The sequence below is a fragment of the Streptomyces marinisediminis genome (assembly GCF_026262575.1).
Taxonomy (GTDB): Bacteria; Actinomycetota; Actinomycetes; order Streptomycetales; family Streptomycetaceae; genus Streptomyces; species Streptomyces marinisediminis.
Map to the genome: position 1 here is coordinate 125,449 of NZ_JAPKFL010000007.1, position 19,694 is coordinate 145,142.

Below are 19,694 nucleotides of genomic sequence, written 5' to 3' on the forward strand. Positions count from 1 at the left end.
GGGGGCCCGGGTCGGTTCGGCCGGGTGCTGGACATGGGTCTGCGCTGCTGTCGGGTACACACCCACGACGCTAACCACCGGCGCCACGGCCCCGCATCGGGCCCGGGGACGAGTCGGGTCCTAGGACCCCCGGGACCCCCGGGACGCCCGGCGGGGCCCGCGCCGCAGGGTTGCGGCATGATCAGCCGGAAAACGGGAACGCTGGTTGCCGTCACGCCGTGCGGTGGGCATATGCACGCCTACACCAGCAGATTGGGAGCGCTCACACCACACTCCGCCACACCAGTTCATCCTACTGTGACATGAGTCACAGATGGGATTATTTGTTGACCCTGTGTACCGAGTGGGCAGCAGCCTGTGATTCAGTGGCGGGGACACTCGGACGAGTGGCACGAGAGCGTACGCACGAGCCACGGGGGGAGGGCGATGGAGACCACCGATCCGGAGCCGGCCGTCCGCCTCACCACGCTGCGCCGCCTGCACCAGTCGGTGGCCCAGCTCAACACCGCCCGCAGCCTCGCCGACACCCTCCAGACCGTGGCCGACGGCGTCGTCACCGGCCTCGGGTTCGAGATGGCCGCCGTCAACCTGGTGCGGCCCGACGGGGACCTGGTGGTCGCCGCCGTCGCCGGGAGCACCGGCGCCGAGTCGATGATGGCGGGCCGGGTCGGCTCCCGCGCCTCCTGGGAGCGCCGCCTGTCGCTGGGCGAGGCCTGGGGCGAGCTGCGCTTCGTCCCCTACACCGAGGGCTGGGTGCTGGACGACGACGACGTGCCGCAGTGGCACACCCCCGGCCCCGCCCCGCGCTACGCCGGCGAGTGGCACCCCATGGACCGCCTCTTCGCCCCCATGTACACCTCCGACGGCGACCTGCTGGGCGTCATATCCGTCGACAGGCCCCGCACCGGCCGCCGCCCCGGTGCCTGGGGGTGCGAGGCGTTGCAGATGTACGCGTTCCAGGCGGCCATAGCGATCTCCAACGCCCGGCTGCGCGCCAACATGCAGCGCGCCCTGGTCCGGCTGGAGCGCGAGCAGCAGGCGCTGCGGGCGAGCGAGGAGAGCTTCCGCGCCGCGTTCGAGTTCGCGCCCAGCGGCATGGCGATCGCCGAGATGGGCGGGGACCAGCACGGCCGTCTCATCAAGGCCAACGACGCCCTGTGCCGCCTGCTGGGCCGCCCGGCCTCGATGATGCGGCGCTACTCCTTCTCCGACCTCGTCCACCCCGAGGACATCGGCACGCTGCTGCGCACCGCCGCCGAGGGCGGGCGCGCCGAGCTGCGCATGAGCCGCCGCGACGGCTCCTACGTGTGGGTGTCGCTGCGCAACTCCGTGGTCGCGGACGTCGCCGACGGGCCGCGCTTCCTGCTCACCCACGTCGAGGACATCGAGGAGCGCAAGCGGCACGAGCTCCAGCTCGCGCACCGCGCCAGCCACGACTCGCTCACCGGCCTGCCCAACAGCGCCGAGCTGCGCGCCCGGCTCAGCGCCCGGCTGTGCGAGTGCCCCGGGCCCGCCCCGGTGCACGAGCCGGACGCGCACCCGGCCGCCGCCCACGCCTTCGCGGCGGCGGGCGGGCCGCACGCCGCCTCCGGCGCCGCCTACGGGCCGGAGGACTTCACCGCCGACGTGCCGGGCTTCGGCACCGGGGGCGTGCTGGGCGCGGGCCCCGACGGCCCCGGGTTCGCGGCACCGCACCCCGTCGGCGGCGGCTTCGACCACCACGCCCACGTCGCCCAGCCGGAGGGTGACACCCCCTCCGACAAGGGCCTGGCGGTGCTCTTCTGCGACCTGGACGGCTTCAAGTCGATCAACGACCGCTACGGCCACCACTGCGGGGACGCGGTGCTCATCGAGGTCGCCCGGCGGCTGACGGCCGGGGTGCGCGACAACGACACCGTGGCCCGGCTCGGCGGTGACGAGTTCGTCGTCCTGGCCGACGGCCTCGGGCGGGCGGACGCCGGCGACCTCGCGGTGCGGCTGCGCAACGCCATCATCCCGCCCATCCGGGTCGAGGGCCGCCAGGTGCGGGTGGGCGCGAGCTTCGGCATCAGTTGGGCGGCGTGCGGCCAGTCGGTGGAGGAGATCTTGCAGTCCGCCGACCAACGGATGTACGTGGAGAAACGCGCCAGGTCAAAGGGGCAGCGCCGGGCGGGCTGACGCGGGCGGGCGCCGCGGGCACCGCCGGACGCCCGACCGGTGTGTCCCCCGAACGGGGTAGGCTGCGCGGGGTCAGACGATGCCGTATGAGGAGAACAGGGGATGACCGCCGGTCACAACGGTACGCAGCCGCCGGAGGGCGACGACCCGTTCGGTTACCTGTACCGACAGGAAGGCGGCCAGCAGGCCCCCGCCCAGCAGCAGGGCGTCCCCCGCACCTCCTACCACGACGTCCGCGCGGTCGGCGAGCGCCGGTACGGGCAGCACCAGGGCCACGGCCCGCAGGCCCAGCCCGCCTCGGGGTACGGCTACCCGCAGGGCCCCCCGCCCGGCCGGCGCTCCGGGGGGTACGGCTACCCGCAGGCGCCACCCGCCGCGCCTCCCGACGCCGCCTACCCCAACGCCCACTACGCCGCGCCCGAGACCCAGCCCGGCGGCCGGGAGGCCGCCCGCCGCACGGCCGCCGCGAAGGGCGGCGGCTCCGGCACCCGGCGCAACGGCCTGCTCATCGGCGCGCTCGCGGTGGTCGGCGCGGTCGTCATCGGCGTCGGCGCGGCCCTCACCTTCAGCGGGGACGACGACCCCGGCAAGCCCGGCACCGACGCGGTCGCCGGCGACGGGCGGGGCGGTGACGACCCCGGACAGCAGGACGAGCGCGAGCCGCAGCCGGGGGACGAGCAGGCCTCCGACGAGAAGGAGACGGCCGAGCTGCCCAGCGAGGACGCCTCCAGCCTCCGGCTGGACAACGGGCCCCTCGTCGCCGGGGAGGTGTCCGGCTCCAAGGCCCGCGACGGCAAGTACGTCACGGGCCTCGACCAGCCGGGCGCGACGGTGACGTGGAGCACCGAGGTGCCCGAGGCGGGGACCTACCGCCTCTACTACGGCTACACCGTGCCCGGCAAGGACATGAAGCTGAGCCTCCAGGTCAACGACGCCGCGCAGCCGCAGAACGTCAACTTCAAGAACTTCGCGCACGGCCCCGAGGGCGCCTGGGAGAAGTCCTGGACCTACACCTACGCCGAGGTGCGGGTGGACGAGGGCCAGAACGTGTTCCGGCTCACCTGCGCCGAGGGCGACCAGTGCGACGTGGCCGTCGACCGGGTGTGGCTCGCGCCGGACGGCGGCTGACGCCCACGGACCGGGCGCCCGGTCCGTGGGCGCCCGCGCGCGGGGGCGGTCTCGCCCGCACCGCACCACCCGCGCGGGCCGCACGCGTGCTCCGCTGCGGGCCGCCGCACGGGTCGCACGGGTCAGCCGGGCTGGACCACCCACTCGCCCTTGCGCAGCACGCCGGTGACGGTGAAGTCGGCGTCCAGGAGCACCAGGTCGGCGTCCAGGCCGGGGGCGATGGCCCCGATGCGGTCGGACCGGCCGAGCAGGCGCGCCGGGTTGGTGGACACCGCGCGCACGGCGTCGACCAGCGGCAGGCCGTCCACCGTGACCGCGCGGCGCAGCGCCGTGTCCAGGGTGAGCGTCGACCCGGCGATGGAGCCGCCGACGGCCAGCCGCGCCACGCCGTCGACCACGTCGACCTCCAGCGGGCCGAGCCGGTAGCGTCCGTCGCCGAACCCGGCGGCGTCCATCGCGTCGGTGACGAACGCGGTGCGGTCCGGACCCACCTGCGTGGCGGCGAGCCGCAGCGCGGCGGGGTGCAGGTGCACGCCGTCGTTGATCAGCTCCACCGTGACGCGCTCGTCCTCCAGCAGCGCGGCGACCGGGCCCGGCGCGCGGTGGTTGAGCGCCGGCATGGCGTTGAACAGGTGGGTGGCCACGGTGGCGCCCGCGTCGATCGCCTCCCGGGTCTGCTCGTAGGTCGCGTCGGTGTGGCCGACGGCCGCGATGACGCCGTGGTCGACCAGGGTGCGCACGGCCTCCAGCCCGCCGGGGCGCTCGGTGGCCAGCGTGCACATCACGGCGGTGCCGTGGGCGGCGTCCACCAGCTTGCGCACCTCGGCCGGGTCCGGGTCGCGCAGCAGCTCCTCGCTGTGCGCGCCCTTGCGGCAGGGCGAGATGAACGGGCCCTCGAAGTGGACGCCCGCCAGGTCCCCCTGCTGCACCAGCTCCGCGAGGAGCCCGGCCTGCCGCGCGAGCGTGGCCAGATCGCCGGTGACGGTGGAGGCGACGAGCGTGGTGGTGCCGTGCGCGCGGTGCGTGCGGACGCCGGTGAGCACGTCCTCGGCGGTGCCGGAGGTGAAGGAGGCGCCGCCGCCGCCGTGGTTGTGCAGGTCGACGAAGCCGGGGAGGAGGTAGTGGCCGGTCGGCCCGGACGCCTCCGGGCCCGCGGCGGGCGCCGCGTCGACGGACGCGATACGCCCGCCCTCGACCGTCACCCGGCCGCCGTCGAGCACGCCGGAGGGCGTCACCACCTGGGCGGCGGTCAGCACCACCTGTCCCGTCGCCGTCCGTGCCGTGTGTGTCACCGTCATCGGGTCGCAACCTCCGCGGAGAGCAGGTCCCAGGCGAGGAGCCCCGCGCCCAGGCAGCCGGCGGCGTCCCCCAGGGCCGCGGGCACGATCAGGGGCAGCCGCTGGAACGTCACCTTGGCGCTGACGGCTTCGCGGAGGGGGGTGAAGAGGGTGTCGCCCGCCTCGGCCAGCCCGCCGCCGATGACGAGCATGCGCGGGTCCAGCAGGGTGAGGGCGGTGACCAAGCCGGTGGCGAGCGCGTCCACCGCGTCGGCCCACACGGCCCGGGCACGCGGGTCGCCCGCGGCGACGGCCCGGGCGGCGTCGGCGGCGGTGGCCTCCGGGTCGCCGCTGGCGGCGGCCCAGGCCCGGCCGACGGCGGAGGCGGAGGCGAGCGTCTCCAGGCAGCCGCGCTGCCCGCAGCCGCAGGCCGCGCCGCCGGGCCGGACCACGACGTGGCCGATCTCGCCCGCCCCGCCGTGCGCGCCGGCCTCGACCCGGCCGTCGATGCCGATGGCGCCCGCGATGCCCGTGCCCAGCGGCACGAACACGAAGCGGTCCACGCCCGCTCCGGCGCCGATGCGGCCTTCGGCCAGGCCGCCGGTGCGCACGTCGTGGCTGAGCGCCACGGGGACGTTCAGGCCCAGGTGCTCGGTGAGCAGCGCGCGCAGCGGCAGGTCCGTCCAGCCGAGGTTGGCCGCGAAGCGGACGACGCCCGCGGGCTCGTCGAGGATGCCGGGGACGGCGACGCCCGCGGCGGCGGGCTCGGTGCCGTGCCGCTCCACGCCGGTCCGGCGGAGGTCGGCGGCGAAGGCCAGCACGGCGGCGGTCACGGCGTCCGGGCCGCGCTCGCGCTCGGTGGGCCTGCGGGCCTGGTACAGCAGCTCGCCGTCCACCCCCACCAGGGCAGCCTTCATCCCGGTGCCGCCCACGTCCAGGGCGATGACGTATCTCACGGGGGTCAGTGTCCCCGACAAGCGGCAAGAGGTCTAGTCCACCTGTCGCGGACGGCGCGCCCGCGCGCCCCTCCGGGACCGCCGCGCACACCCCCGTCCCACCCGCGCCCCGCCGCTCTCCGGCGGGCCCTACACGTGCTCGCCGAAGGCGTGGGCGAGGGCGCTGGGGGTGAGGCGGCCGACGATCGCCGGGGCCTCCCGGACCAGCGCGTCGTCGGTGAGCGCGGCCACCATGAACAGCGCGAAGTCCACCCGGCGCGTCAGGTCGCTGGCCAGCACCGGGTCCCCCACGTGCCGGCTCCACACGGGCAGGCCCTGGCTCTCGCCCTCCTCCAGCGTGCTGCCGCGCACCACGGTCCACCGGGTGTCGCTGGCGAACACCCGGCGGCACGCCTCGACCTGGTCGTCGATCTCGACGTAGCGGACGAGCTTGCCCAGCCAGGCGGCGATCCGGACGCCGGCCCTGAACATCCACGAGTACGTGTCCCGGCCGTCACGCGTGATGTGCCAGCCGCAGGAGAAGACCAGGCGCGCACCGGGCCGCGCGTGGTCGAGCACCGCCTGCGCCGTGCCCGACGCGTACTGCCGCACCCCCCAGGGCACCAGCACCGTGAGCACCCCGTCGCACCCCTCGACCGCCCGCCGGATCACCTCCGGGTCGTTCGTGGGCCCGGGGACGACGGTGATCCGGCCCTCGAACGCGGCGAGCTTCGGCACGCTGCGCTCGCGGCACACGCCGACCACCTCGTAGCCGCGCTCCAGCGCGTGCCGGACCAGGTACTGCCCGAGCTTCCCCGAAGCCCCGACGATGCAGACCTTCTGCACGTTCTTCACGCCGTCCGTGCCCATGACACATCTCCCTCGCCGCAGTGCTGACCTTACGTTGTAAGGTAAGCTAGCCTTACGCCGTAAGATGGTCAAGGCAGCGAAGGAGCAGCGAATGCGCCAGGGGAGCAGGAGCCGACGCGGAACGCCGCCGCGGACCCCGCTCAGCCGCGAGCGGGTCGTCCGCACGGCCGTGGCGGTGGCGGACGAGAAGGGGTCGGCCGCGCTCACCATGCGGGCCATCGCCGAACCGCTGGGCGTCGAGGCGATGTCGCTCTACCACCACGTCGCGGGCAAGGAGGACATCCTGGACGGCATGGTGGACGCCGTCTTCGGCGAGATCGACCTGCCGCCGCGCGACACGGACTGGAAGAGCGCCCTGCGCCACCGCACGGCCTCCGCCCGCGCCGTGCTCCGGCGGCACCCGTGGGCCGTCTCCCTGATGGACTCCCGGCTCCGGCCCGGCCCGGCGACCCTGCGCCACCACGACGCCGTCATCGGCACGCTGCGCACCGGCGGCTTCTCCGTGGCGATGGCCGCGCACGCCTTCTCACTGATCGACAGCTACCTGTACGGCTTCGTGCTCCAGGAGCTGAGCCTGCCGTTCAACGGCTCGGCGGAGCTGGACCAGGTCGCGGGCGCCATCCTGCGCGAGATGCCCGCCGACGCCTACCCGCACCTCGCCGAACTCGTCACGCAGCACGCGTTCACGCCGGAGTACGACTACGCCGAGGAGTTCTCCTTCGGCCTCACCCTGATCCTCGACGCCCTGCGGCCGGACGAGGAGGCGGGGAGCTAGCGGAGCGTCAGCCGGGTTCGCCCCGTCGCGGCGCCCCGGCCCGGCGCCCCGCGGCGTTGCCGAAGCGACCTGGTAGGCACCCCGCGCCCACTACGCCGCCGGTCCGGCGCCCCGCGCGGCACCGCACCGGACGCCGCTCCTTGACGGGCGAGCCCTGACGGACGCGGCACGAGGGGCGCGGCGCGGGCGGCCGGGTCAGTCCCAGCCGCGCCCCTGGCGGCCGCGCTTGATGTCCCCGCGGTGCCGCTTGCCGCGCAGCCGCCGCTCCACCACGCCGCGCGGGACCTTCTTGCGCTTGCGCGGGGGCCGCGGCGGCGCCGTCGCCTCCGCCAGCAGCGACGCCATGCGCGCCGCCGCCGTCTCCCGGTTGCGCCACTGCGAGCGGTGCTCCGCGGCGCGGACGGTGAGCACGCCGTCCACCAGCCGGGGCGCCAGGCGCTCCAGGGCGCGCTCCTTCCACACCGGCGGCAGCGCGTCCGTCGCCGCGAGGTCGAAGCGCAGCTCCACCTGGGTGTCGCTGGTGTTCACGTGCTGCCCGCCGGGCCCCGAGGAGCGGGAGAACCGCCAGCGCAGCTCCGACTCCGGCAGGACGACGGAACCGCGGATGACGTGGGGACCGGACATGCCCCCCATGTTCCCCGCCGAACCCCCGATGCCGCACGTGGATTCCGGCCATGCCGCACGCGCTTTCGCGGGCTGGAACCCGCGCGTACCCCCGCGACGTTGTGGGAAGTGACTGTACCGTCGTCGGCACCTGACGAGCGGAACCACGAGAAAGGGACTTCTCCCATGGCTGTGAGCCTGTCCAAGGGCGGCAACGTATCGCTCTCCAAGGAGGCCCCGGGCCTCACCGCGGTGACGGTTGGCCTCGGCTGGGACGTCCGCACGACCACCGGCACCGACTTCGACCTGGACGCGAGCGCCATCGCGGTCAACGCCGCCGGCAAGGTCCACACCGACCAGCACTTCGTCTTCTTCAACAACACCGCGTCGCCGGAGCAGGCCATCGTCCACACCGGCGACAACCGCACCGGCGAGGGCGGCGGTGACGACGAGCAGATCAACGTCAACCTGGAGACGCTGCCCGCCGAGATCGAGAAGATCGTCTTCCCGGTCTCCATCTACGACGCCGAGTCGCGCAGCCAGAACTTCGGCCAGGTGCGCAACGCGTTCATCCGCATCGTCAACCAGGCGAACCAGCAGGAGATCGCCCGCTACGACCTGAGCGAAGACGCGGCCACCGAGACGGCCATGGTCTTCGGCGAGATCTACCGCAACGGCCAGGAGTGGAAGTTCCGCGCCGTCGGCCAGGGCTACGCCTCCGGCCTCACCGGCATCGCGCAGGACTTCGGCGTCAACGTGTAACGGCCACCCGCCACGGTACCGCCGGCCCGGTGGACCGCGCAGGTCACCAGCAGGTCGGAAGCAGGTCAGAGGGGGCCCACCGCTCCGGAGGTGGGCCCCTTCGCCTTGCCCGGCCCAGGCGGCGCGGCCCGGTTCCGGGCGGCGACGTGCTGGGGCGCATGGGGCGCCGGGGGGCGGGTACCCCGGCGGAATGCTGGTTCCGGGTGACAGGGCGGTGGCCCATGAGTGACGTGCGGATCTTCCTGCGACCGCTGGGGAGCCCGCTGCCGCTGGGGTTCCTCGGGCTGGCGGGGGCGACGTTCGTGCTGGCGGGCGCGCAGCTCGGGTGGGTGGGCCCCGGGGAGTCCGGCGTCGTCGGACTCGTGCTGGTGGCGTTCGCGGTGCCGATGCAGGGGCTGGCGTCCGTACTGGGGTTCCTCGGGCGCGACGTGGTGGCGGGCACCGGGATGGGGCTGCTGGCTGCGACGTGGCTGACGGTGGGGCTGGCCAAGCTCGGTTCGGTGCCGGGGACCACCAGCGACGCGGTGGGCCTGCTGCTGTTCGTCTCGGCGGCCGGGCTGCTGGTCGTCGTGGTGAGCGCGGGCTTCGGCAAGCTGCTGGCCAGCGCCGTCCTGGCCACGGCGGCCTGCCGGTTCGTCGCCACCGGGCTGTACGAGATGACCTCGGCGGACGGCTGGGAGACCGTGGCCGGGATTCTGGGGCTGCTGCTGGCGGCCGTCGCGGTGTGGGCGGCGCTCGCCTTCGTCTCCGAGGACTCCCTCGGCCGGGGCCTGGTGCCCACCCTGCGCGGGCGCCCGGGGCGCGCGGCGACGGACGGGACCATGGCGGACGAGGTGTCCGGCGTGCAGCACGAGGCCGGTGTCCGCCGCATGCTGTGAGGCCGCCCGACGGCCCCGGCCGCCCGACGCGATCCGCGCCCCCGGGTGCGCGGACCTCACCCGCGCCGGGCCCGGTGGACGCCGGGGGTGACGCTCGCGGACGGCCCCCGGGACGCGCACGTCGCCCCGGACGCGCCCCGGCGCGTCAGCCGGTGGCACGGGTACGCGCGGGCGGCCGTCGCCGTCGTCGCCGAGCCGGCGGAAGCGCGGCGTCACCCGCGCCGCGCGCCGGACCGGAGCGGCGCCCGCCCCGGCCCGGCGCTCCCGCCCCTCACGGACGGCCGCCGGCCGGCCCGGAGCGCCCCCGCTACCCCCGCCCCTCGCCGGCGCCCGCCGCGCCCTGCGTGTCCGCCGCGCCCGCCGCACCCTTCGCGTCGAAGCTCGCGAGGTAGCCGGCGGCCATGTCCTTGTCGCCGTGGCCCAGCTCCGCGGCGCGCTCGAAGCGGCGGTGGCCCGCCTCCGTGGCCTCCAGCCGGACGCCGACGCGGTCGGCCGCCGCCAGGGCCAGCCGGGCGTCCTTGGCCGCGTTGTCCACCGAGAAGCTCGTGGTGAAGTCGCCGGCCACGATCGCGGCGGACTTGACCTGGAAGTAGCCGCTGTCCATGGGCCCGCCCGAGACGACGTCCAGCACGTGCCGCGGGTCGACCCCGAGCTCCCGTGCGAGGGCGAGCGATTCGCCGACCCCGTGGGTCAGGGCGATCACCCACACGTTCAGCGCGAGCTTGAGCCGGCTGGCCGCGCCGGAGGCGCCGTCCTCGCCGACCCAGACCGTGCGCGAGCCGATCGTGTCGAAGAGCGGCTGCACGGTGTCCCGCACCGACGGCGCCGCGGCGGCGAGCACCACGAGCTTGCCCTGCTCGGCGGGCTGACGGGTGCCCTGCACGGGGGCGTCGACGAAGACGAGCCCGGCCTCGGCGGCGAAGGCGGCGAGTTCGTCGACGGCCTCGCCCACCGTGCTGACCTGCACCCACACCGTCCCCTCGGCCAGCTTCGGCGCGGCGGCCTCGACGGCCTCCAGGACGCTGGGGCCGTCCTTGAGTACGGTGACGACGACGTCGGCCCCCTCGACCGCCTCCGCCGGGGTGGCGGCGACCGTCACGCCGTCCGCGCCGAGGGCGTCGGCCTTGGCGCGGGTGCGGTTCCACGCGCGGACGGTGAAGCCGCCGCGGCTCAGGTTGCGCGCGACGGGGGCTCCGATGATCCCGGTGCCGAGCACGGCGACGACGGGCGGTGCGCTGGACATGGGTGACTCCCTGCGGTCGGGCGGGCCCCGGCGGGCCCGGCACGGTGCTGGTGCGGACTGTCTGCGGACTGGCTCCCGCCGCTCGGCCGGGCCCGGCGGACTCGCGGCCGCGCGCACGGCCGCCGAGCGGACGTCTGGTGGAACGGCCGAGGTGCGCCCCTGCGGCCGTGCGCGAAGCCCGGCGGGCGCTCCCGGGCTCGTCGAACCCGGCTACGCCCGGCGGGCGCGCACCGGACCGGGCCGGCCTCCGGCGCGCTCCCGTCTTCGCGGGCTCGGTGACCGGGAACGCCCGGGCCGGACGGCCGCCCTCACCGCTCCTGGCCCGTTTCCGGCGCCGTCTGCGGCCCCGCGGGGCGCGGCGGCAGCGTCTGCTCGACGACGTCGAGCAGCGTCTGGCGGTCGGCGACCCTGCCGAGCACGCGGAGCCCGTACAGGGCGTTCAGCAGGTACCGCGCGAACGCCCGGGGCTCGCGCTCCGGCTCGATCGAGCCGTCCCGGTGCCCCTGCTCGACGCACGCCGCCAGGGCCGCCTCGATGCGGGCGACGTTCTCCCGCACCAGCTCGGTGATCCGTTCGTCGCGCCCGCCCAGCTCCATCGCGGAGTTGACCACCAGGCAGCCGCGGCGCCCCGAGGCGCCGGCCGCCTCCTCGGCCACCACGCCCAGCAGGACGGCGCGGATGCGCTCGCGCGCCGGGCTCTCGCCCTCCTCCAGCGCGGCCACGAGCCGGGTGGTGTACTCGGCGCGGTAGCGCCCCAGCACCGCTTCGAACAACCCGTTCTTGCTGGTGAACGTGTTGTAGAGGCTGCCTCGGCCCAGGCCCGTGCTGTCCACCAGGTCCTGGGCCGAGGTGTCGGCGTACCCGTTGTCCCAGAACGTGCCCATGGCGGCGTCCAGGACCTCTTCGACTTCGAAACTTCTAGGGCGTGGCGACATGACATCAGGATACCAGTTCAGGAACGATCGTTAAAAAACCTTGAGGTGCCGCCGCACCGTGTGGTTGTCTCCCCCCAGTCGACGCGGCGCCCCGGGTTGGGGGACGCACCGGCCCGGCGTGCGGGGAGCACGGGCGAGGGCCGGACGCTCACCCAGGCCGGCGCCGTCAGGGCTCCAGACCAGCCCGGGCACCGACGCCCGCGGCATGGCACACGGGGAGGAGCCCGCCGATCTAGGGGGATCACGTGAAGACAGCTCAATCCGCCGTGCCCGTACGCGACGCCGGCCAGGTGCCCGGCACCTGCCTGCCCGGGCTGCTGGAGCAGCAGGCCGCGGCGCGGCCGGAGGCCGTGGCCGTCGTGGGCGACGCCGGCCGGCTCACCTTCCGCCAGCTCCAGCTCGCCGCGCGGCGGCTGGCGGCGCACCTGCGCGATGTGGGCGTGGGCGTCGACGACACCGTCGGGCTCTGCACCGAGCCGTCGCTGGACCTGGTCTCCGGGGCCTGGGGAGTCCTGTTCGCCGGAGCCGCCTACCTGCCGCTGTCCCCGGAGTACCCGGAGGAGCGGCTGCGCTACATGCTGGAGCACAGCGGCACCGACGTCGTCGTCACCCAGGCGCACTTACGGGAGCGGCTGCGCCGCATCGCCCGGCGGGGCACCCGCCTCGTCACGCTCACCGACGCCCAGCTCGTCCGGCCGCACACCGCGGGCTTCGGCCCCGCCGTCGCCTCCGGGGGCGGCCTCGGCCACACCGCCCGCGTCACCACCGCCTCCGCGACCGCCCGCGCCACCGCCTCCGGCGGTGGCGCGGGCGGTCCGGCCGTGCCCGGGCCGCGGCCCGACTCGCTCGCGTACGTCATCTACACCTCCGGCAGCACGGGGAAGCCGAAGGGCGTGATGATCGAGCACCGCAGCGTGGTGTCGCAGCTCCGCTGGATGCAGTCCTTCGGCCACCTGGACCGCGAGGTCACCGTCCTCCAGAAGACGCCGATGAGCTTCGACGCGGCCCAGTGGGAGATCCTGGCCCCGGCCGCCGGGGCCCGCGTCGTCGTCGGCGCCCCCGGCGTCTACCGCGACCCGGAGAGGCTCATCGCCGCCGTCGACGCCTACGGCGTGACGGCGTTACAGGCGGTGCCCACGCTCCTCCAGGCCCTGCTGGACACCGGCGCGCTCAAGACGTGCACCACGCTCCAGCGCGTCTTCTCCGGCGGCGAGGTGCTCTCCCGCAGGCTGGCCCGCGCACTGCTCGACGAACTGCCCTGGGCCTCGCTGGTCAACCTCTACGGGCCCACCGAGACGACCATCAACGCGACCGCCTGCCTGGTGGACCCGGACACGCTCGACGACGGCCCCGGCTCGGTCGCGATCGGCGTGCCGGTGGACAACACCCAGTGCTACATCCTCGACGAGCAGCGCGCGCCCGTCGACATCGGCACCACCGGCGAGCTCTACATCGGCGGCGTCCAGCTCGCCCGCGGCTACCTGCACCGGCCGGACCTGACCGACGAGCGCTTCGTCCCGTCGCCGTTCGTCCCCACCGAGCGCCTCTACCGCACCGGTGACCTCGCCCGCTGGAACCCCGACGGCACGATCACCTGCGTGGGCCGGGCCGACAACCAGGTCAAGCTCCGCGGGTACCGCGTCGAGCTGGACGAGATCGCCCTGGCCATCGAGGAACACGCCTGGATACGCCGCGCGGCGGCCGTCGTCACCGACGACCCGCGCACCGGCTCCCAGAACCTCGTCGCGTGCATCGAGCTGAACCCCCGGGAAGCCGCCGTGATGGACCAGGGCAACCACGGCGCCCACCACCAGTCCAAGTCCAGCAAGCTCCAGGTCAAGGCGCAGCTCGCGGGCGCCGGTCTGCGCGACCCCGGGGAGCTGGCCGGGCGGCCGGTGCTCCCGCTGCCCGGCCGGGAGGCGAGCGCCCGCCAGCGCGCCGAGACGTTCGCCCGCAAGACCTACCGCTTCTACGACGGCCGCCCGGTCTCCCGGGACGACCTGCTGCGGCTGCTCGCCCCGCGGCCGGCCACCGGTCCGTCCCGCGCGGTGCGCGAGCTGACCCTGCCCCAACTGGGCGAACTGCTCCGCTGGTTCGGGCCGTTCCACAGCGAGGAGCGGCTGCTGCCGAAGTACTCCTACGCCTCCCCCGGCGCCCTGTACGCCACCCAGACCTACCTGGAGACCGGCGGCCTGGACGGGGTGGCGGCGGGCCTGTACTACCACCACCCCGCCGACCACACCCTGGTCCGGATCGGCGACGCGCGCGGACGCCGGCGACCCGGCCGACGGCGCCTGGCTGCGCGTGCACTTCCTCGGCAAGAGGCGCGCCATCGAGCCGGTGTACGCCACCAACGTCCAGGAGGTCCTGGAGTTCGAGGCCGGGCACATGGTCGGCGTGTTCGAGGAGATGCTGCCCGCGTACGGACTCACCCTGCGGGCGCACGCCTTCCACCCCGGGGTCAAGGACCGTCTGGAGGTCGCCGCGGAGGACCACTACCTCGGCACCTTCGCCGTCCGGCCGGGCGACGGCACGCCCCCGCAGGACCCGACCGAGGTCTACGTGCAGGCGGCCCCCGACCGCGTCGCGGACCTGCCCGCCGGGCACTACCGCTACCGGGACGGCCGCCTGGACTTCCTGACGGACGCGGTGATCCAGCGCAAGCACGTGATCGCCATCAACCAGGCGGTGTACGACCGGGCCGCCTTCGGCATCACCGTCGTCAGCCGGGCGCCCGAGCCGTGGCTGCGCTACATCGGCATGGGCACCAAACTCCACCGGCTCCAGCGCAACCGCCAGGCGCTGGGCTTCATGTCCTCCGGCTACAGCTCCAAGTCCGGCCACCCGCTCCCGGCCGCCCGGCGCATGGACGAGATCCTCGCCGCCCAGGGGATCGAGGGCGGCCCGTCCTACTTCTTCGTGGGCGGCCCGGTGAGCCCGGAGCAGGTCGCGAGCGAGGGCATGACCGAGGACGCCGTCCACGTCAAGGGCCCCGCCGAGCTCGTCAAGGACGACCTGGCCGACGTGCTGCCCGACTACATGGTGCCCAACCGGGTCCTGGTGCTGGACGCCCTGCCGCTGACCGCCAACGGCAAGGTCGACGCGAAGGCTCTCGCCGCGCGCGAGGACGTCCGCACCGCGACCGGCAGCGCGCCCTACGTCGCCCCCGCCACGCCGCAGGAGCGGTGGCTCGCCACGGCCTGGGGCGAGGCCCTGCGCTACGAGGACGTCTCCGCGGAGGACGACTTCTTCGCCGCGGGCGGCAACTCCCTGACCGCCGTCGCCCTGGTCAACCGGATCAACCGCGAGCACGGCACGCGGCTGCCGCTCCAGGTCGTCTTCGAGGCGCCCAGGCTCTCCGCGCTGGCCGCCCGCATCGCCGAGAACTCCGCGGGAGCCGCCTCCCGGCTGGTGCGGCTCCACGGCGGCACGGGGAGCGGCCGCACGGGGGCGGACGCCGCTCCGGTGTTCTGCTGGCCCGGGCTCGGCGGCTACCCGATGAACCTGCGCACGCTGGCCCGGGAGTGCGGACTGCGGCAACCCTTCTACGGGGTGCAGGCCCACGGCATCAACCCCGGCGAGGAGCCCCACCCGACCGTGCAGGCGATGGCCGCCGCCGACGTCACCGAGATCCGGCGCGTGCAGCCGGAGGGGCCCTACCGGCTGTGGGGCTACTCCTTCGGGGCGCGCGTCGCGTTCGAGACCGCCTGGCAGCTCCAGCGGCTCGGCGCGGAGGTGGAACACCTCTTCCTCATCTGCCCCGGCAACCCGAAGGTGCGCGCCGCGGACGCCGCCCGGCACGGCCGCCAGTCCTCCTACGGCAACCCCGCCTACGTGACGATCCTGTTCTCGGTCTTCACCGGCTCCGTCACCGGCCCCGAGGTGGAGCGCTGCCTGCGGGCCACCCACGACGAGGACAGCTTCGTCGCCTTCGTCGCCGACCTCCTCCCCGCGCTCGACGCGCGGCTCGTGCGGCGCATCACCCGGATCGTCGCCGCGACCTACGAGTTCGACTACACCTTCCGCGAACTGACCGAGCGCAGGCTGAACGCGCCGGTGACGCTCTTCAAGGCGGCCGGCGACGACTACTCCTTCATCGAGGGCGCCGCCGGCTACTCCGCCGCCCCGCCGACGGTGCTCACGCTGGACGGCGACCACTACAGCGTGCTGAAGGAACACGGCGTCGGCGAACTCGTCGCGGCCGTCCGCGACCGTCTCGACGCCCGCTGACCCACGCCCTACGGAAACCGGAGCACCGCCGTGCCGCACGTGGACATCAAGCACTTCCCCAAGGAACTCTCCGACGAGGACAGGGACCGGCTGGCCGAGGCGCTGACCGCGGTCGTGGCCGAGCACTTCGGCACCCACCGCGGGGCCGTGTCCATAGCCCTGGAGGCCGTCGCGCCGGAGGAGTGGACCGAGCGGGTCGTCACCACGGCCATCGAGGCCCACCCCCACCGGCTGATCAAGGCCCCGGACTACCGGGCCTGACCCCGGCCGGGCCCGTGCTCCGGCGGCCGGACCGCCGACGGCTCCGGCTCCGGCCGCCCGGACCTCCGGCGACCGCGGCGGCCACCGCGCCGCGCGGCCGTCGCGGCCCGGTGTCCGGCGCCGGGCCCGGCAGCCCGGGCCCGGGCCGGTGGCCGGACCCCGGACCAGTTCCGCCCAAGGCCGGTGCCCGCCCCGGCCGGCGGCCGGCACCCGGGGCGTCCGCCGGTCCGGGGCCAGGCCGTCCGTTCGCCGCGCGTTCCAGTGACCACACACCCACCAGAAGGCAGGAACCACCCATGACCGACTCACTCGGCCCGCGTCTCAAGGTCGGCGTCGTCGTGCCCTCGACCAACACCTCGGCCCAGCCGGAGATGGAGGCGCTGCGGCCCCACCAGGTCACCAACCACACCGGCCGCATGGTGATCGGTGACGACTCCATGGTCGACGAACCCGGTTTCGACCACGTCATGCGAAGCATCCGCGGCTCCACCCACCCGGCGATCAGAAGCGTCGTGAGCTGCAACCCCGACTGCGTGATCATCGGCGTCTCCCCCGAGAGCTACTGGGAGGGGCCGGACTCCCACGCGCGCGTCCTGGACTCCATGCGCGAGGCCGCGGGTGGGCTGCCCGTCGTCATGAGCCCCGACGCCATTAACGCCGCGCTGAACGTGCACACCGCGCGGCGGATCGCGGTCGTCACGCCCTACCTGCCGGTCGGAGACGACTCGGTGAGCCGGTTCTTCAAGGACAACGGCTACGAGGTCGTGCGCGTCCGGGGGCTCGGCATGCCCAGCCCGGCCAAGATCTCCCACGTCCCTGCGGAGCGGCTGCGCGCCGTGGTCCAGGAGATCGACGGCCCCGAGGTCGAGGCGATCGTCCAGGTCGGCACGAACGTGGCCATGGCGAGCGTCGCGGCCGCCGCCGAGGACTGGATCGGCAAGCCCGTGCTCTCCAACAACACCGTCCTGTACTGGCACGCACTGCGCCAGAACGGCATCCACGACCGCGTCCACGGCCACGGCTCCCTGCTGTCCGAGCACTGAGAGCCCGGCGGCCGCCCGCGGCACACCCACCCGCGCTACAGCGTCCCGTCCGAGGAGACGGTCCGCGCCTCCTGGAGAGAACTCGTGACCACCACCCACAGCGGCGACAACACCACCGCGCCGCCCCTCAGTCCGCCGTCCACCGAGGACCGGCTCCCCCACCTGAAGCTGCTGGCGTTCACCGCCGCCGGCTTCCTGGCGATCATGACCGAGACCATGCCCGCGGGGCTGCTCCCGCAGATCGCGAACGGCCTGAGCGTGTCCGAGGGAATGGCGGGGCAGCTCGTCACCCTGTACGCGCTCGGGTCCGTGCTCGCGGCGATCCCGGTGATCGCCGCGACCCGCAGCGTGCGCCGCAGGCCGCTCCTGCTGACCGCGGTGGGCGGGCTGTTCGTCTTCAACACCGTCACGGCACTGTCCGGCAGCTACGCCGTCACGCTGGGGGCCCGGTTCCTCGCGGGCATGGCGGCGGGCGTGATCTGGGGCCTGCTCGCCGGCTACGCCCGGCGCCTGGTGCCCGAGCACCTCCAGGGCCGCGCCCTGGCCGTCGTCGGGGTGGGCCAGCCGATCGCCCTGACCCTCGGCGTCCCGCTGGGCACCTGGCTCGGCTCCCACGTCACCTGGCAGGGCGTCTTCTGGATCATGTCGGCCGTGGCGCTGACCCTGATGATCTGGGTGCGCGCGCTGGTGCCCGACTTCGCCGGGCAGACGGCCGCCCAGCGCCGCCCCATCCGGGAGATCTTCCTGATGCCGGGCATCCGCGCCGTCCTCGCCGTGATCTTCCTGTGGATTCTCGCCCACAACGTCCTGTACACCTACATCGCGCCGTTCCTGGACGACGCGGGCCTGGGCGAGCGGGTCGACGTGATGCTGCTGGTGTTCGGCGCCACCGCCATCGTGGGCGTCTGGTTCACCGGTCTGTTCGTCGACCGCAGACTGCGCCTGCTGACCGTCGCGAGCCTGGCGGGTCTGGCCGTCGCGGCCCTGGTGCTGGGCATCGGGCACAGCTCCCCGGTCGCGGTGGTCGTCGGCGTCGTCGCCTGGGGCCTGACGTTCGGCGGCGCGCCGACCCTGTTGCAGACCGCGATCGCCGACACGGCGGGCGACGGGGCCGACGTCGCCCAGTCGATGCTCGTCACGGTGTTCAACCTCGCCGTCGCGGGCGGCGGTGTCGTGGGCGGCCTCCTGCTGGAGTCGGCCGGGCCCGCCTCCTTCCCGTGGGTCCTGCTCGCGCTGTCCCTGGGCGCGCTGGCGGTCGTCGGCGCGGCCAGGGCGCACGGCTTCCGGCCGGGCCACCGGGTGGCCGGCTGACCGGCTGACCGGGCTGACCGGCTGACCGGCTGACCGGCTGACCGCACCCGCCCGGGAGCAGGCGTCCCGGGCGGCCGACGGGCGCCCGCCGCGCGGTGGCGGGCGGGCGGCCGGCGGTGTTCCGGGCCGGTCCCGCACTGGGCGGACCGGCCCGGAACACGCTTTTTGACCCCTTCCGCACGCCCCAGTACGTTCGACCGGAGTCTGCTGTCGAGCGTGAAGGGCGGAGTTCTTCCCGTGCACCCATCGAAGTTGAACGTGCAGGCGGCGTCCGCGCCGGACTGGCTGTGGGACGAATGGGGAGACCTGCTCGCCGCGTCCCTGCGCATCCTCCTCATCGTCGTCGCCGCGTTCGTCCTCCGGGCCGTGGCGGGGCGGGCCATCAGCCGGGTGGTGCAGCGCGTCCTCCAACCGGGCACCGGCGGCACCGCGCGGCGCGGACGCGCCCCGGCCGTGCTGCAACGCGACCCGAGCCGGGCCCGGGAGCGGCGTGAGCAGCGGGCGAAGACCATCGGCTCGGTGCTGAGCAGCTTCGTCACCATCGTCGTCGCCGTCATGGCGTTCGCCATGGTGCTGGGCGAGGTGGGCATCGCGCTCGGCCCGCTGCTGGCCAGCGCCGGCGTGGTGGGCCTGGCCATCGGCTTCGGTGCGCAGAGCCTCGTCGCCGACTACCTGTCCGGCCTGCTGATCATGGTCGAGGACCAGTACGGCGTCGGGGACGTCGTGGACTTGGGCGAGGCCGTCGGCGAGGTCGAGCAGATCGGGCTGCGGCTGACGCAGGTGCGCGACATCAACGGCAGCCTGTGGCACATCCGCAACGGCGAGATCCTGCGCGTGAAGAACGACAGCCAGGACTGGGCGCGCGCGGTGCTGGACGTCTCGGTCGCCTACGACTCCGACCTCGACACCGTCTACCGCGTCCTGGAGGAGACGGGCCGGTCGCTGCGCGAGGACCCGGAGTTCGCGGACGTGCTGCTGGAGGACCCGTCGGTGTGGGGCGTGCAGTCGCTGGACGCGGACGGCGTCGTCGTCCGCCTGGCGGTCAAGACGCAGCCGCTCCAGCAGTGGGGCGTCACCCGCGAGCTGCGGCGCCGGGTGAAGGACGCGCTGGACGCTTCCGGGGTCGAACTGCCCTTCCCGCAGCGCACGGTGTGGCTGCGCGAGCCGAAGGACGGCACCGTGCCCTCCCAGCGCGGCGACAGCTCGCTCCCCTCGCTCTGACGCCGCCGCCAACGGCCGGACGGGGCGCGGCGGCGACGGCCTCCCGGGCGGGGCGTGCGCGGGGC

The 19,694-nt window shown here is 74.8% G+C and carries 15 protein-coding genes and 2 pseudogenes; 11 read left to right on the plus strand and 6 right to left on the minus strand.

The genetic code is table 11. The features are described from left to right. Nucleotides 1-426 precede the first annotated feature (426 nt). Nucleotides 427-2,157, plus strand: a complete 1,731-nt coding sequence (gene cdgB / locus OSB71_RS08140; protein WP_265945868.1) for a diguanylate cyclase CdgB — start codon at nucleotides 427-429, stop codon at nucleotides 2,155-2,157. A 102-nt stretch (nucleotides 2,158-2,259) separates the two neighbouring features. Further along, nucleotides 2,260-3,285, plus strand: coding sequence for a carbohydrate-binding protein (locus OSB71_RS08145; RefSeq protein ID WP_265945869.1), 1,026 nt, complete (start codon nucleotides 2,260-2,262; stop codon nucleotides 3,283-3,285). A 122-nt stretch (nucleotides 3,286-3,407) separates the two neighbouring features. Here the strand turns inward: OSB71_RS08145 and nagA are convergent, their stop codons facing one another. The 3 genes from nagA to OSB71_RS08160 form a co-directional block, all read right to left on the minus strand. Further along, complete coding sequence (nagA, locus tag OSB71_RS08150) at nucleotides 3,408-4,583, minus strand: N-acetylglucosamine-6-phosphate deacetylase (protein ID WP_265945870.1); 1,176 nt, start codon at nucleotides 4,581-4,583, stop codon at nucleotides 3,408-3,410. Then, nucleotides 4,580-5,518, minus strand: a complete 939-nt coding sequence (locus tag OSB71_RS08155; protein WP_265945872.1) for an ROK family protein — start codon at nucleotides 5,516-5,518, stop codon at nucleotides 4,580-4,582. Before OSB71_RS08155 ends, nagA begins: the two co-directional genes overlap by 4 nt. Nucleotides 5,519-5,647: 129 nt before the next feature. Next, a complete protein-coding gene (locus tag OSB71_RS08160; RefSeq protein ID WP_265945874.1) occupies nucleotides 5,648-6,367 on the minus strand; it encodes an NAD(P)-dependent oxidoreductase in 720 nt (239 codons plus the stop codon). A gap of 91 nt (nucleotides 6,368-6,458) precedes the next feature. On the opposite strand from OSB71_RS08160, the gene OSB71_RS08165 reads away from it, so the two are divergent. Beyond that, nucleotides 6,459-7,142 (plus strand): TetR/AcrR family transcriptional regulator, encoded by a 684-nt coding sequence (locus OSB71_RS08165; protein ID WP_265945876.1) that lies wholly within the window; start codon nucleotides 6,459-6,461, stop codon nucleotides 7,140-7,142. A 195-nt stretch (nucleotides 7,143-7,337) separates the two neighbouring features. On the opposite strand, the gene arfB is transcribed toward OSB71_RS08165, so the two are convergent. After that, entirely contained in the window at nucleotides 7,338-7,766 is a 429-nt protein-coding gene (gene arfB, locus OSB71_RS08170; RefSeq protein ID WP_265945878.1) for an alternative ribosome rescue aminoacyl-tRNA hydrolase ArfB, read from the minus strand. 165 nt (nucleotides 7,767-7,931) lie between these two features. Between arfB and OSB71_RS08175 the strand changes: the two genes are divergently transcribed. The 3 genes and pseudogenes from OSB71_RS08175 to OSB71_RS24600 form a co-directional block, all read left to right on the plus strand. Next, on the plus strand, nucleotides 7,932-8,507 hold the full coding sequence (locus OSB71_RS08175; protein WP_265945880.1) for a TerD family protein: 576 nt from the start codon (nucleotides 7,932-7,934) through the stop codon (nucleotides 8,505-8,507). A 221-nt stretch (nucleotides 8,508-8,728) separates the two neighbouring features. Then, nucleotides 8,729-9,385 (plus strand): acetate uptake transporter family protein, encoded by a 657-nt coding sequence (locus OSB71_RS08180; RefSeq protein ID WP_265945882.1) that lies wholly within the window; start codon nucleotides 8,729-8,731, stop codon nucleotides 9,383-9,385. Nucleotides 9,386-9,418: 33 nt separating this feature from the next. Further along, nucleotides 9,419-9,658 (plus strand): annotated as a pseudogene (locus tag OSB71_RS24600) (DUF6087 family protein); the annotation flags it as partial. Nucleotides 9,659-9,692: 34 nt separating this feature from the next. Here the strand turns inward: OSB71_RS24600 and OSB71_RS08185 are convergent. Together OSB71_RS08185 and OSB71_RS08190 are read right to left on the minus strand one after the other, a co-directional pair. After that, a complete protein-coding gene (locus tag OSB71_RS08185; RefSeq protein ID WP_265945885.1) occupies nucleotides 9,693-10,628 on the minus strand; it encodes an NAD(P)-dependent oxidoreductase in 936 nt (311 codons plus the stop codon). 308 nt (nucleotides 10,629-10,936) lie between these two features. After that, entirely contained in the window at nucleotides 10,937-11,563 is a 627-nt protein-coding gene (locus OSB71_RS08190) for a TetR/AcrR family transcriptional regulator (RefSeq protein ID WP_265945887.1), read from the minus strand. Nucleotides 11,564-11,913: 350 nt separating this feature from the next. Here OSB71_RS08190 and OSB71_RS24605 point away from each other — a divergent pair. From OSB71_RS24605 to OSB71_RS08215, 5 genes and pseudogenes are all read left to right on the plus strand, one after another. Further along, nucleotides 11,914-15,793: pseudogene (locus OSB71_RS24605) on the plus strand (non-ribosomal peptide synthetase family protein). A 30-nt stretch (nucleotides 15,794-15,823) separates the two neighbouring features. Then, nucleotides 15,824-16,054, plus strand: a complete 231-nt coding sequence (gene pptA / locus OSB71_RS08200; RefSeq protein ID WP_265945889.1) for a tautomerase PptA — start codon at nucleotides 15,824-15,826, stop codon at nucleotides 16,052-16,054. A gap of 296 nt (nucleotides 16,055-16,350) precedes the next feature. Continuing rightward, a complete protein-coding gene (locus OSB71_RS08205; protein ID WP_265945891.1) occupies nucleotides 16,351-17,097 on the plus strand; it encodes a maleate cis-trans isomerase family protein in 747 nt (248 codons plus the stop codon). A gap of 84 nt (nucleotides 17,098-17,181) precedes the next feature. Then, the gene (locus OSB71_RS08210) at nucleotides 17,182-18,408 is read left to right on the plus strand and encodes an MFS transporter (protein WP_265945893.1); all 1,227 of its coding nucleotides are present in this window, start codon (nucleotides 17,182-17,184) and stop codon (nucleotides 18,406-18,408) included. A 237-nt stretch (nucleotides 18,409-18,645) separates the two neighbouring features. Further along, entirely contained in the window at nucleotides 18,646-19,629 is a 984-nt protein-coding gene (locus tag OSB71_RS08215) for a mechanosensitive ion channel family protein (protein ID WP_265945895.1), read from the plus strand. The last annotated feature ends 65 nt before the right edge of the window (nucleotides 19,630-19,694 follow it).

What these genes read in the sequence shown, in the direction of transcription:
- OSB71_RS08190 (WP_265945887.1), bottom strand. Translation starts at nt 11,563, where the DNA reads ATGTCGCCACGCCCTAGAAGTTTCGAAGTCGAAGAGGTCCTGGACGCC.
- OSB71_RS08160 (WP_265945874.1), bottom strand. Translation starts at nt 6,367, where the DNA reads ATGGGCACGGACGGCGTGAAGAACGTGCAGAAGGTCTGCATCGTCGGG.
- OSB71_RS08205 (WP_265945891.1), top strand. Translation starts at nt 16,351, where the DNA reads ATGACCGACTCACTCGGCCCGCGTCTCAAGGTCGGCGTCGTCGTGCCC.
- arfB (WP_265945878.1), bottom strand. Translation starts at nt 7,766, where the DNA reads ATGTCCGGTCCCCACGTCATCCGCGGTTCCGTCGTCCTGCCGGAGTCG.
- cdgB (WP_265945868.1), top strand. Translation starts at nt 427, where the DNA reads ATGGAGACCACCGATCCGGAGCCGGCCGTCCGCCTCACCACGCTGCGC.
- OSB71_RS08145 (WP_265945869.1), top strand. Translation starts at nt 2,260, where the DNA reads ATGACCGCCGGTCACAACGGTACGCAGCCGCCGGAGGGCGACGACCCG.
- OSB71_RS08185 (WP_265945885.1), bottom strand. Translation starts at nt 10,628, where the DNA reads ATGTCCAGCGCACCGCCCGTCGTCGCCGTGCTCGGCACCGGGATCATC.
- OSB71_RS08180 (WP_265945882.1), top strand. Translation starts at nt 8,729, where the DNA reads ATGAGTGACGTGCGGATCTTCCTGCGACCGCTGGGGAGCCCGCTGCCG.
- OSB71_RS08165 (WP_265945876.1), top strand. Translation starts at nt 6,459, where the DNA reads ATGCGCCAGGGGAGCAGGAGCCGACGCGGAACGCCGCCGCGGACCCCG.
- OSB71_RS08175 (WP_265945880.1), top strand. Translation starts at nt 7,932, where the DNA reads ATGGCTGTGAGCCTGTCCAAGGGCGGCAACGTATCGCTCTCCAAGGAG.
- nagA (WP_265945870.1), bottom strand. Translation starts at nt 4,583, where the DNA reads ATGACGGTGACACACACGGCACGGACGGCGACGGGACAGGTGGTGCTG.